At 68.4% G+C, this 13696-nt stretch carries 5 protein-coding genes; all 5 read left to right on the top strand.

Features of this window, described 5'->3' with window-relative positions; translation table 11 throughout:
* Positions 1-190 precede the first annotated feature (190 nt).
* The 5 genes from JR064_RS01450 to JR064_RS01430 all read left to right on the top strand — a co-directional run bounded on the left by JR064_RS01450 (position 191) and on the right by JR064_RS01430 (position 13687).
* Positions 191-2554, top strand: coding sequence for a S9 family peptidase (locus tag JR064_RS01450; protein ID WP_241092793.1), 2364 nt, complete (start codon positions 191-193; stop codon positions 2552-2554).
* Positions 2555-2997: 443 nt separating this feature from the next.
* Entirely contained in the window at positions 2998-5907 is a 2910-nt protein-coding gene (locus JR064_RS01445) for a TonB-dependent receptor plug domain-containing protein (RefSeq protein WP_241092792.1), read from the top strand.
* Positions 5908-6114: 207 nt separating this feature from the next.
* Positions 6115-8535, top strand: a complete 2421-nt coding sequence (locus tag JR064_RS01440; RefSeq protein ID WP_206228567.1) for a glycoside hydrolase family 127 protein — start codon at positions 6115-6117, stop codon at positions 8533-8535.
* 56 nt (positions 8536-8591) lie between these two features.
* Positions 8592-10181, top strand: coding sequence for a glycoside hydrolase family 27 protein (locus JR064_RS01435; protein WP_179563895.1), 1590 nt, complete (start codon positions 8592-8594; stop codon positions 10179-10181).
* A 617-nt stretch (positions 10182-10798) separates the two neighbouring features.
* Positions 10799-13687 carry a TonB-dependent receptor gene (locus tag JR064_RS01430; protein ID WP_206228566.1) on the top strand — a complete coding sequence of 963 codons (2889 nt, stop codon included), beginning with the start codon at positions 10799-10801 and terminating at the stop codon, positions 13685-13687.
* The last annotated feature ends 9 nt before the right edge of the window (positions 13688-13696 follow it).

Here is a 13696-nt window from a genome sequence, read left to right as displayed (position 1 = left end):
AGACGCTGCACACGAAGGCGTGAAAGGATCGTGGCTGGCGATGCGCGGCGATGCGCGCCGCGTTCCGTGCCGTGCGTGGATGCACGGCCTCCGATGATCGATGCGGGTTCTCGCTGCAGCAGGCGGCGAGGGCGCTGCATCGTCTGGCCTGAATCCAAGGCAGGCCGGTAGCCAAGAGACCGTGTATCCCATGCAACGCATTCGCTCGACCCCCCTCTCCCTGGCGCGCCTGCGCCGCGATCCGCGCAGCCACGCGCCTCGCCCGTTCTGCGCCGCCATCGCCGCGTTGTCGCTGCTGCCGGCACTCGCGCTGGCGGCAACGCCGAGTGCGGACGACTACCAGCGCGCGCAGGCGTTGAGCAGCCGCTACGAGGCGCTGGTCGACCGCCAGCCGTCGCAGCCGGTGTGGTTGGACGCCGGGCATTTCCTGTATCGGCGTTCGCTGGCGCGCAGCGGTGTCGCACCGGCGATCGAGTACCGCCGGGTCGCGGTCGCCGACGGCCGCAACGAACCCGCGTTCGATCATGCGCGGCTGGCGGCGGCGATGTCCGCGGCCAGCGACAAGCCGGTCGATGCGGCGGCGTTGCAGCTGTACGAGGTGAAGCTGGATGCGCATCGGCTGGTGTTCGAGAGCTATCGCGTGCGCTGGCAGTGCGACCTGCCGCAGTACCGTTGCACGCGCACCGAGATGGGCGCGTTGCCGCCCGATTCCTACGACATGAACATCCCGCTCAAGCAGGGGCCGGCGTATGCGCAGGCGTCGCCGGACGGCAAGCGACGCGCCTGGGTCGAGGCCGGCAACGTGGTGGTCGCGCCAGCCGTCGGCGGTGCGCCGGTCGCGCTCAGCCACGATGGCAGCGCCGCCGAATACTACGCGGTGGACAGCATCGCCTGGTCGCCGGACTCGACCCGGCTGGTCGCCTACCGGGTCAAACCGGCGCCGCTGCGCACGGTGTACTACATCGAGTCGGCGCCGCCGGACCAGTTGCAGCCCAAGCTGCACCAGCAGATCTACGCCAAGCCCGGCGATCCGCTGCCGGTGTTGCAGCCGGTGCTGTTCGACCTGGCCTCGCGGCAGGCAACGGCGGTGCCGGCGACGCTGTTCCCGAATGCGTTCGCGCTGAGCTGGCCGCAGTGGCGCAGCGACGGCAGCGGCTTCACCTTTGAGTACAACGAACGCGGCCACCAGCGCTACCGGGTCATCGAGGCGGACGGACGCAGCGCGCAGGCACGCACCCTGATCGAGGAAACCTCGCCGACCTTCATCGAGTATTCCGATCTCAGCGGCACCCACGAAGGCGGCGGCAAACGCTATCGGCACGATTTCGCCGATGGCGCGCGCACCCTGTGGGCCTCCGAACGCGACGGCTGGGAGCAGCTGTACCTGTACGACACGCGCAGCGGCGGCGCCCCGCGCCAGGTCACGCGCGGCGAGTGGGTGGTGCGCAAGGTCGAGCGCGTCGACGAGACCGCGCAGCAGATCTATTTCACCGCTTCGGGCATGACCCCCGGCGAGGATCCCTACTACCGTCACGCCTATCGCATCGGTCTGGACGGCAGCGGGCTGACTGCGCTGACGCCGGTGCAGGCCGACCATGAAGTCGTGCTGTCGCCGGACGGACGCTGGTTGCTCGACCTGTATTCGCGCGTGGACCTGGGCCCGGTGCTGGAATTGCGCCGCAGCGACGATGGCGCGCTGGTACAGCAGGTCGAGCGCACCGACCTGACCCGGCTGCGCGCCGCCGGCTGGGTGCCGCCGCTGCCGTTCCATACGCCCGGCCGCGACGGCAAGACCGAGATCTGGGGCGTGATCCATCGCCCGCAGGGGCTCGATCCGCAGCAGCGTTACCGCGTGGTCGAGAACATCTACGCCGGCCCGCACGGCTCGTTCGTGCCCAAGGGCTTCAGCGCGCGCGTGCCGGCGCTGACCGGGCTCGGCTTCGCCGTGGCGCAGGTCGATGGCATGGGCACCAACAACCGCGCGCGCGCGTTCCACGACGTGGCCTGGCGCAACCTCAAGGACGCAGGTTTCCCCGATCGCATCGCCTGGCACCGCGCCGTGGCGGGGCAGTATCCGTGGTACGCGATCGAACAGGGCGTGGGCATCTATGGCACCTCCGCCGGCGGCCAGAGCGCGCTCGGCGCGTTGCTGTTCCATCCGGAGTTCTACGTCGCCGCGGTGGCCAATTCCGGCTGCCACGACAACCGCATGGACAAGATCTGGTGGAACGAGCAATGGATGGGCTGGCCGGTCGGGCCTTGGTATTCGGCCTCGTCCAATGTCGACAACGCCGCGCGACTGCAGGGGCATCTGCTGCTGGTGACCGGCGACATGGACCAGAACGTCGATCCGGCCAGCACCTTCCAGGTCGCCGATCGGCTGATCAAGGCCGGCAAGGATTTCGATCTGCTGGTGGTGCCGGGCGGCGACCACGGCGCCGGCGGCGACTATGGCCGGCGCCGCCTGGCGGACTTCTTCGTGCGCTGGCTGCAGCAGGCGCCGACGCCGGACTGGAACCGGCAGGCGGCGGCATCGGCGCCCGTCGCGCACTGAGGGTTGCGCGCGTGCCCGCGTGAGCTGGCGCGCGGCATGTGGCGGTGGCTGCGACACATCGCAACATATCGACAAATTTCCACGTCAAAGGCGACGTTTTTCCACAAGACGCTGACCCTGCCGACGTGAAACTCTGCAGTTGCGGTGCGTAGCGACGCGCAACGGGTTCTTCCCGGGGCGCGAAGACGCGCAACGGTTTTTCCGATGCGCGACACGCGCACCGCATTCTGCGCCGTGCGGGGATGCACGGCCTCCATCGATCGATGCGGGTTCTCGCTGCCATGCGCAGCGAGAGCACGGCGTCGTGCGGCCTGGATTTGCGTGCAGGCCGCTCAACCGAGAGACAGTCCATGCGCGACGTTCGTTTGCCTTCCCCATTTCCGGCCTCCGCCTGTCGCGATCGACGCGGACACGGGCGCACGCTGCTGTGCGCCGCGATCGGCATGGCGCTGCTCGCCGCGCTGCCGGCGGCGGCGCAGGAGGCGACCACCGTGCGCGATAGCGCCACCGCGGCGGCCGACGGCAGCGACAGCGCCGCCGACGCCAAGACCCTGGACAGCGTGGTCGTCACCGGTTCGCGCATCCGTCGCAATGACGCGCTGGACGGCCCCACGCCGCTGACCGTGATCGGCGCCGAGCAGATCCGCGCGGCCGGCTATACCGAGATCGCCGATGTGGTCAATCAGCTGCCGAGCCTGGCCCTGACCCAGACCAGCCAGACCAGCAACCTGGCCGGCAATCCCGGCATCAACGCACTGGACCTGCGCGGCATGGGGACCCAACGCACCCTGGTGCTGGTCGACGGCCGCCGCCAGGTGCCGGCGATCCCGGGCACCTCGGCGGTGGACGTGAGCAATATTCCTTCCAGCCTGGTCGAACGGGTGGAAGTCATCACCGGCGGCGCGTCGGCGCTGTATGGCGCCGACGCGGTCACCGGCGTGGCCAATTTCATCCTGAAGAAGGATTTCCAGGGCCTGGACGCCAGCGCGCGCTATGGCATCTCCAGCCGCGGCGACATGCGCAGCAACAGCGTCGATGCGCTGTTCGGGCACAATTTCGCCGACAACCGCGGCAACGTGACCGTCTATGGTTTCTACGAGCGCGAGCCCGATTCGGTGTCCGGCCAGGACCGTCCGTGGACCGCCACCGGCTACCCGATGTACACGCGCAACAACCGCAACCAGCGCTACTGGATCTCCGACAACAACCGCAACATCAACAACGCCGAGGACGCGCAGCTGATTCTCGGCGGCCGCCACTATGCGATGACCGCCGATGGCCAGCTGCGCGCGCCGGTGCTCGGCCCGGGCGGCTACGTCAACAGCGTGCCGGTGAGCCTGGCCGATCCGTCCACCGCACTGGGCAGCCTGCTCACCGACGGCGGCGAGTACGGCGGCCGCTACGACTCGTGGTACCTGGCGGTGCCGTCGGATCGCTTCGCCAGCCGCGCCACGCTCAATTTCGATTTCAGCGACAGCCTGCGCTTCTTCGCCAACGTCGGCTATTCGCGTACCACCTCGCAATCGGCGTGGCGCGCGCTGAGCGCGTTCGGCAGCGAGGCGGTGCCGGCCGACAGCCCGTTCATCACCGACGAGATGCGCGCGGCCAACGGCGGCACGATCACCGACGGGGTCTACTTCGCGCGGCATTTCGACGACGAACTGGGGCAGGGCGGCAGCCAGTACCGGCGCCAGCTGCTGCAGGGCGTAGTCGGCCTGGAAGGCGACTTCAGCCTGGGCGGCCGCGCCTGGAACTACAGCGCGTACTACTCCTACGGCCGCACCGAGCAGCGCAACCGCGACATCGATACGGTGGCCTATACGCGCTACTACCTGGCGGTGGATTCCACCACCGCCGCCGACGGCAGCGCGATCTGCCGCAGCACGCTCACCGACCCGGGCAACGGCTGCGTGCCGTTGAACCCGTTCAAGCGCCTGACCGCGCAGGAGATCGGCTACCTGCGCTACACCTCGGACTGGGCCACCACCACCATGACCCAGCAGGTGCTGTCGGCCTATGCCTCCGGCGGCATGTTCGACCTGCCTGGCGGCGAAGCGCAGATCGCGTTCGGCGGCGAGTACCGCAAGGAGCGCAACGACATCGGCGCGATCGCCCAGTACGATCCGGCCAATCCGGCCTACGACGCCAGCCTGGGCACCACCCAGTTGCCGCTGGTCGGGCAGTACGACGTCAAGGAACTCTACAGCGAACTGCATCTGCCGCTGCTGGCCGACAGGCTGTTCGCGCAGCGCCTGGGCGTGGACGCGGCGGTGCGCGTGTCCGACTACAACACCGCCGGCCGCACGGTCACCAACAAGTTCGGCATCGACTGGGCGCCGATCCAGGACATCACCCTGCGCGGCACCTACGGCAAGGCGGTGCGCGCGCCCAACATCGGCGAGCTGTACACCGCCAGCAGCATCGGCGGCATGTGGATCACCGATCCGTGCAACACCTACAACCAGCGCTACCGCACCGACCGCAGCCAGTACACCGCGGCCAACTGCGCGCAGCTCAATCCGTCGGACAAGAGCACCTACTGGCTGTATCGCGACATCATCACCAAGGGCAACCTGGACCTGGCCAACGAGACCGCCAAGACCCGCACCGTCGGCATCGTGCTGCGTCCGCGTTTCCTGAAGGATTTCTCGCTGTCGGTGGACTACTACAACATCGACCTGCGCGGCGCGATCGATTCGTTCCCGGCGCAGACCATCATCAACAAGTGCGTGGACGCGCCGACCCTGGACAACCAGTTCTGTTCCTTCGTCAGCCGCGACGCCGACGGCAACCTGCTCAACGTGGTCACCCAGAAGCTCAACCTGTCGCGCTACCTGACCCGCGGCGTCGACTTCTTCGCGCAATACCGCTACGACCTGGCGGAGCGTTGGGGCCAGAATGCCGGCGCGCTGTCGTTCGACCTGAACTACACGCACCTGATCCGCCAGGACTACACGCTGGATCCGGACCAGCCCGAGGACGTCACCCGCTTCGCCGGCGTGTTCGGCTCGCCGTCCTGGAAGGGCGTGCTGCGCGGCACCTGGTCCAATGCGCATGCCGGCGCGACCTGGTCGCTGCGCCACTTCTCCAAGATGCGCAACAGCACCGAGATCACCGATGCCGACTACCAGAAGGTGTGGACCGGCAACGTGTTCTACAGCGACGTGTCCGGCTACTACCGGCTCAAGTCGGGGCTGGAAGTGTTCGGCGGGGTCAGCAATCTGTTCGATCGCGCGCCGCCGCGGGTGCCGGGGGCGGAGGCGGGCGGCGCCAACTTCGAGCTGGGCTACCACGCCGGCGTGTACGACGTGATCGGGCGCATGTACTACGGCGGGATCCGCCTGGCGCTGTGAGCGGCGGGCGCGATTCGGCACAAATCCGCATGTTCGCGCAGCCGTGGCGACAAGACGCGATGACGTATCGATGACACAGTGGCGACAGGCCGCCCGTTCGTGGCCGCGGTCGGGCCTGCGCCTGCCGCCGCCAAGCGCAAAGGAGCAAGCAATGCCGTCTCGCCTTTCCCCTCGGTTCCCCGTGGTCATCCATTCGCGCGGTGCCCGATGAGCGCGCGCTCCGGACATGTCCACACGGCGCACTGCGCGCACACCGCGTCCGCGGACGCTGCGGCGGCGCTGGATCCATCGCGGCGCCGTTTCCTGCAATGGAGCGCATTGGCCGTGGCCGCGGGATTGCTGCGTTTCCCGCTGGATGCCGCCGCGTCCAGCGCCGGTGCCGTGCAGGCGCTGCCGCTCAAGCAGGTCACGCTCAAGCCCTCGCTGTTCCTGGATTCGCTGCAGACCAATCGCCGCTATCTGCTGGAACTGGAACCGGACCGCCTGCTGCACAACTTCCTGCAGTACGCCGGCCTGCCGCCCAAGGGTGAGGTCTACGGCGGCTGGGAGGGCGACACCATCGCCGGGCACACGCTCGGCCACTACCTCAGCGCGCTGGCCAAGATGCATGCGCAGACCCGCGATGCGGTGCTGCGCCAGCGCATCGACTACATCGTCGCCGAGTTGGCGCGTGCGCAGGCCAAGGACGCGGACGGCTACGTCGGCGGGCTCACCCGCAAGAACGACAAGGGCGCCATCGACAACGGCAAGGTAGTGTTCGAAGAGGTGCGCCGCGGCGTCATCAAGGGCAGCAAGTTCAATCTCAATGGCAGCTGGTCGCCGCTGTACACGGTGCACAAACTGTTCGCCGGCCTGCTCGATGCGCACGAACTGGCCGGCAACGCGCAGGCGCTGCACGTGCTGCTGCCGCTGGCCGGCTATCTGGGCGGGGTGTTCGACGCGCTCGACCACGCGCAGATGCAGACCCTGCTGGACACCGAGTTCGGCGGCCTCAACGAGTCCTACATCGAACTGGGCGCGCGCACCGGCGATCAGCGCTGGGTCGCGCTGGGCAAGCGCCTGCGGCACGAGAAGGTGATCGATCCGGCCGCGGCCGGCCGCGACGAGCTGCCGCACATCCATGCCAATACCCAGGTGCCCAAGTTCATCGGCGAGGCACGCCAGTTCGAGGTCGCCGGCGATGCCGACGCGGCGGCGGCGGCGCGTTTCTTCTGGGAGACGGTGACCGGCCACTACAGCTACGCGATCGGCGGCAATGCCGACCGCGAGTATTTCCAGGAACCGGACACCATCGCCGCGTTCCTGACCGAGCAGACCTGCGAGCACTGCAACAGCTACAACATGCTCAAGCTGACCCGGCACCTGTACCAGTGGACGCCGCAGGCACGCTATTTCGACTACTACGAGCGCACCCTGCACAACCACACCATGGCCGCGCAGCATCCGGCCACCGGCATGTTCACCTACATGACGCCGATGATCAGCGGCGGCGAGCGCGGCTTCTCCGACAAGTTCGATTCGTTCTGGTGCTGCGTCGGCAGCGGCATGGAGGCGCACGCGCAGTTCGGCGACTCGATCTATTGGCAGGACGCGGCCTCGCTTTACGTCAATCTGTACATCCCCTCGACCCTGGATTGGCCCGAGCGCGATCTGGCGCTGGAGCTGGACAGCGGCGTGCCGGACAACGGCAAGGTGCGGTTGCAACTGCGCCGCGCCGGCGCACGCACGCCGCGCCGCCTGCTGCTGCGGCTGCCGGCCTGGTGCCAGGGCGGCTACACGCTGCGCGTCAACGGCAAGGCCCAGCGCGGCACGTCCGCCGATGGCTACCTGGCGCTGGAGCGGCAGTGGCGCAGCGGCGACGTGATCGAACTGGAGCTGGCGATGCCGCTGCGCCTGGAGCATGCCGCCGGCGATGCCGATACGGTGGTGGTGATGCGCGGTCCGCTGGCGCTGGCCGCCGATCTGGGCCCGGTCGCCGATCCCTACGATGCGCCGGACCCGGCGCTGGTGGCCGCGGCCGATCCCTTGGCAGGGTTCGCCGAATTGCCGCAGCCCGGGCATTTCCTGGCCGCCGCCACGCAGCCGCCGGGGCTGACCTTCGTGCCGTTCTACGCGCAGTACGACCGCCGCAGCGCGCTGTACTTCAAGCGCATGGCGCCGGCGCAATGGGCGCAGGAAGCGGCGCGGCGCGCGCGCCAGCAGGCCGAACGCGCCGCGCTGCAGGCCACCGCGGTGGACATGATCCAGTTCGGCGACGAGGCTTCCGAACAGGCGCACAAGCTGCGCAGCGATACGTCCTTCGGCGGCGCCTACCGCCGCCAGCAATGCCGCGACGTGCGCGGCAAGGGCTTCGTCGAGTTCCAGATGAAAGGCAGCGCGCAGCCGCTGGCGTTGCGCCTGCGTTTCTGGGGCAGCGACAAGGGCCGCTTCAACATCCTGATCGACGGCAAGCTGGCCGTGGAAGTGCAGGTGGACCGCAGCCAGGTCATCGACTTCGTCGATCGCGATTACGCGTTGCCGCCGGCGCTGACCGGCGCCAAGCAGCTGACCTTCCGCATCGAGCCGCAGCACGGCGATACCGCCGGGCCGCTGTTCGGCGGTTGGTTGATCCCGGCCGCGCGCGCATGACGGCTGCGGCAACGCACGCAGGCGGCGCTGGCGTCGCGCCCTGAAAGGAACCATCGATGGCGTCACGCTCGCGCTTCGCTTTTCCCGCCCGCCGCTGGCTGTGGCGCGGCCTGCTCGCACTCGCCGTGGCTGGCTGCGGCAGCTGCGCGCACGCGCCGCCGCCGGCCGCGGCGATGGCGCCGGCCAGTCCGCTGCACGGCATCTGGGTGATCGCGCAGGGGCCGTCGTTTCCCGGTCCGCGTTACCTGCGCATCGTCCAGCGCGACGGCCAGGCGCAGGGCAGCATCACCACCGATTGGTATGGCGACGTGCCGATGCAGCAACTGCGCATCGACGGCGACGTGGCCCATTTCCAGATCGACAACGGCAATCCGCGGCTGCCGGCGCAGCCGTGGACCGCGACCCTGGAGCACGGCCAGCTGCACGTGGCCGGCCGCATCTGGGACGAGCAGGTGGACGTGCGCGCGAGCCGCGGCAGCGAGGCCGATGCGGCACGGCTGGCGTTCCCGGTCGCGCCGCTGCCGGCCTATGCCGCACTGCCGGTCGACGGCCTGGCGAAGACCCCGCCGCTGGGTTGGAGCAGCTGGAACCGCTTCGCCGAACACATCGACGACGCCACCGTGCGCCGCATCGCCGATGCGATGGTCGCCTCCGGATTGCGCGATGCCGGTTACGTCTACGTCAACATCGACGATGGCTGGCAGGGCCAGCGCGACCGCGACGGCGTGCTGCAGCCGAACGCGCGTTTTCCCGACATGCGCGCGCTGGCCGACTACGTGCACGGCAAGGGGCTGAAGCTGGGCCTGTACAGCTCGCCCGGTCCCAAGACCTGCGCCGGCTACACCGGCAGCTACGGCCACGTCGAACAGGACGCGCGCACCTGGGCCGGCTGGGGCGTCGACTACGTCAAGTACGACCTGTGCTCGGGCGAGGGCATCTTCCGCGAACCGCAACAGGTGCGCCGCGCCTACCTGCAGATGGGCCAGGCGCTGCGCGCGAGCGGACGGCCGATCGTCTACAGCCTGTGCCAGTACGGCCGCGACCATGTCGGCCAGTGGGGGCGCGAGGTCGGCGGCCATCTGTGGCGCACCACCGGTGACATCGAGGACACCTACGCGAAGATGGCCTCGATCGGTTTCGACCGCAACGGCGATCCCGCCGACGCCGGGCCTGGCGGCTGGAACGATCCGGACATGCTCGAGATCGGCAACGGCGGCATGAGCGCGGACGAGTACCGCACGCACCTGGCGCTGTGGGCGCTGTCGGCGGCGCCGTTGCTGCTCGGCAACGACCTGCGGCAGATGACGCCGGCGACGCTGGCGCTGCTGCGCAACCGCGACGTGCTGGCGATCGACCAGGATGCGCTGGGCGTGCAGGGCAGGGCGGTGCGCAAGGACGGCGCGATCGAGATCTGGCGCAAGCCGCTGGCCGATGGCGGCGTCGCGCTCGGCGTGTTCAATCGCGATGCGCAATCGCATCGTGTGGCGCTGACGGCGGAGGATGCCGGCACCGCGCTGCGCGGACGCCGTTGGCGCGATCTGTGGCGCGGCGGCAGCCATCCTGCCGGCCAGCTGCGCGACGTGCAGGTCGCGGCGCATGGCGTGGTGTTGTTGCGGCTGTCGCCGCCGATCGCGCACCCGCATTGAGTTCGACGGGAAGGCAGCGACGCGCCAGTACCGGCGCGGTCCGTCCTGCCTGCGCGCCTGCCTGCGTGTTGCGCGCGTGGCGCGGTTTTGCGATGGATGACATCCATCGCCACGGAACGACACGCGGTGTGCCGAGTTCCACGTAGCGCGACGCCGGCATGCACCGGCTCCCTGGCTGAACCGAAAGCAACGGGCATGCATGCCCGTGGGCTGCCCGATCGCGCCGCCGTGTCGCGACCATGCGTTATTCCGCATGCAGAACCGCTAATTGCGACAAGACGCGGGCCGTGGTTACGGGCACATTGTGATTGCATCGTTAAAACGTGATGACCTTTTGCTTTCCGGCCAGCGGCCGGTGCGCGGGACAGGATCCGCCACCGCCCTTCGCCACCCACCGCAGGACCGGGGATCTGCGCACGTGCAGCGTGCGAAGGACAGCAAGCATCCCCGCGATTGCGTCCGGCCTTGTCAAGCCGCGGCGCAGGATGCGTATCACCGGCGCCGCTGTTGCAGCGGCGTCCTCATCGCATGTTCCGCCGTTGGCGCAAGCCGGCGCGGACCCGTTCGGCCCACCGTTTTTGCTTACGCCACGTGTCGCCATCGCTCAGGAGATCTCCATGTCGTTTCCGCACGCACCCCATCCTTCCCATCGCCGCGCACCGGTGCCGCAGCCGCTGGCACTGGCCGTGGTCGCCGCCTTGTCGCTGGGCACCTCCTGGTCGGCGCTGGCACAGGAGGCGAGCGCGGACGACGGCAAGACCCAGACCCTGGACAGCATCGTGGTCACCGGCTCGCGCCTGCGCCGCGTCGATACCGAGACCGCCAATCCGGTGGTGACGATCAATCGCGCGCAGATCGAGGCGACCGGCAAGGCCACGCTCGGCGATCTGGTGCAGGAACTGCCGTCGATCGCCGGCAACGCGACCAACCCCAATACCAACAACGGCGGCGGCACCGGCGCCTCGACCATCTCGCTGCGCGGCCTGGGCGAGAAGCGCACGCTGATCCTGGTCAACGGCACGCGCCTGGCCAGCAACGACGTCAACGCGATCCCGGCGACGATGATCGAGCGCGTGGAAGTGCTCAGCGACGGCGCCTCGGCGGTGTACGGCTCGGACGCGATCGGCGGCGTGGTCAACTTCATCCTGCGCAAGGGCTTCGACGGCATCGAGGGCAGCACCGACTTCGGCACCAGCTCGCGCAGCGACGGCAACCGCCGCAACTTCTCGCTGACCGCCGGCAAGACCAGCGAGCGCGGCAGCATCGTCGCCGGCCTGTCCTACCACAACATCGATCCGGTCTCGGCCGGCGAGCGCAGCTATTCCAAGGACGCGCTATCGCTGATCGACGGGGTGCCGGTGAAGCAGGGCTCCTCGGCCACGCCCACCGGCAGCATCAGCTTCGACGAAGGTTCCGCCCAGTCCAAGGCGCTGGCGGCGAGCAACGGCTGTTCGCGGGTCACCTTCAACGGCGGCAGCAGCAGCCCGACCAATGCCAGCCAGTACCACTGCTACGTCGCCTCCACCGACTCCTACAACTACCAGCCGTACAACCTGCTGCAGACCCCGCAGGAACGCACCAACGCCTTCGTGCTCGGCAGCTTCCGCTTCAACGATCACCTGGAAGGCTACGTCAACACCTACTTCAGCAAGACCACCTCGTCCTCGATCATCGCGCCGATCCCGATCTTCGCCAACGGCGACAACTTCCTGGTCTCGGCCGACAGCTACTACAACCCGTTCGGGGTCAACTTCGGCACCGACCGCAGCACCGGTACCTCGTACAACAGCTTCAACACCCGCGCCACGGTACTGGGCAACCGCCGCTACGAGTACAACACCTACAATTTCCAGATCAATCCCGGCCTGCGCGGCAGCTTCGGCGACAGTTCCTGGCAGTGGGACGCCAGCGTCAACTATGGCAAGGTCAAGCAGAAGTCGATCAACTACGGCTTCCTCGACTACGCCGGCTTCAACGCCGCGGTGGGTCCCTCGTTCCTGGACAGCGACGGCACGGTCAAGTGCGGCAGCGCCGGTGCGGTGATCGCCGGCTGTACCCCGATCGACGTGTTCAACCTCAACAGCGAGAGCAACAAGGCCGCGCTGGAAGCGCTGGTGGTCAACCCGATCGTCACCAGCGTCTACACGGTCAAGCAGTTCGAGGCCAACGCCAACGGCAACCTGTTCGACCTGCCGGCCGGCACGGTGAGCCTGGCGGCGGGCGTCTCCTACCGCAAGGAAAGCACCTCCACTTCGGCCGATGCGCTGTGGACCGGCGACGAGAACGGCATGTGCGGGGTGATCGAATTCTGCGCCACCGTGCTCGGCGGCAGCTTCAGCGTCAAGGAGGCCTATGCCGAGGCGCTGTTCCCGCTGTTGGCCGACCTGCCGCTGGTGCATTCGCTGAACCTGACCGTGGGCAGCCGCTTCTCCGACTACGACACCGTCGGCAGCAAGACCAACAGCAAGGTCTCGCTGGAATACCGTCCGATCGAGAACCTGCTGCTGCGCGGCACCGTGTCGCAGGTGTTCCGCGCGCCGAACATCAACGAGCTGTACGCCGGCGTGGCCGGCGATTCGCCGTCGGTCAACGATCCGTGCAACGGCTACACCGGCGGCCATGCCGCGGCCTGCGCCAACGTGCCCACCGACGGCAGCTACCAGCAGGCCGACAACCAGGTCGGCGCCAAGGCGTCCGGCGCGGTGGTGGCCGGCTACCAGCTCAAGCCGGAGACCGGCAAGTCCTACGACTTCGGCGTGGTCTACGATCCGGGTTGGCTGGACGGCCTGTCGATGAGCGCGGACCTGTGGAAGATCAACCTGCAGGACACCATCACCCAGGTGTCGGCGCAGACCGTGCTCAACCAGTGCTACGCCAATGCGTCCAGCGCGTTCTGCGCGCTGATCCACCGCAACGACAACGGCACCATCAACTATATCGCCGAGCCGACCGTGAACCTCGGCAAGCTGTGGGCCAGCGGCGCCGATTTCAGCCTCAACTACCGCCTGCCGGACACCGCGTGGGGCAGCTTCAACGCCAGCCTCAACGGCACCTACGTGATCCGCTACGACATCAACCCGGATACCACCGACGCCAGCACCGTCACCATCCACAACGCCGGCAAGTACACCTACGCCTACGGCAATTTCCCGCGCTGGCGCGGGCTGGGCACGCTGAGCTGGAACCTGGGCGACTGGAGCGCATCGTGGCGCATCCGCTACATCGGCAGCACCGAGATCGGCAGTGCCGATACGCGGCAGGGGCTGTCGGCCGACGCCGACCAGGCCGCCGTGGTGCGCGGCATCGGTTCGTACGTGTATCACAACGTGCAGGTCGGCTATAACGTCAAGCCCTGGCATACCCGCCTCGAGCTGGGCGTGGACAACCTGGCCGACAAGCAGCCGCCGCTGTACTACGCCAACAACGTCACCAACGCCAACACCGACGTGGCCACCTACGATCTGCTCGGCCGCTACTACTGGGCGCGGGCGACGGTGAAGTTCTAAGCCTGCGTT

The organism is Xanthomonas bonasiae, assembly GCF_017163705.1.
GTDB lineage: Bacteria > Pseudomonadota > Gammaproteobacteria > Xanthomonadales > Xanthomonadaceae > Xanthomonas_A > Xanthomonas_A bonasiae.
This window is presented reverse-complemented; position numbering and strand designations above follow the sequence as displayed.

Bases quoted from the DNA above. Each gene is read 5' to 3' on its own strand.
- JR064_RS01430 (WP_206228566.1), top strand. From the start codon at position 10,799: ATGTCGTTTCCGCACGCACCCCATCCTTCCCATCGCCGCGCACCGGTG.
- JR064_RS01435 (WP_179563895.1), top strand. From the start codon at position 8,592: ATGGCGTCACGCTCGCGCTTCGCTTTTCCCGCCCGCCGCTGGCTGTGG.
- JR064_RS01445 (WP_241092792.1), top strand. From the start codon at position 2,998: ATGGCGCTGCTCGCCGCGCTGCCGGCGGCGGCGCAGGAGGCGACCACC.
- JR064_RS01450 (WP_241092793.1), top strand. From the start codon at position 191: ATGCAACGCATTCGCTCGACCCCCCTCTCCCTGGCGCGCCTGCGCCGC.
- JR064_RS01440 (WP_206228567.1), top strand. From the start codon at position 6,115: ATGAGCGCGCGCTCCGGACATGTCCACACGGCGCACTGCGCGCACACC.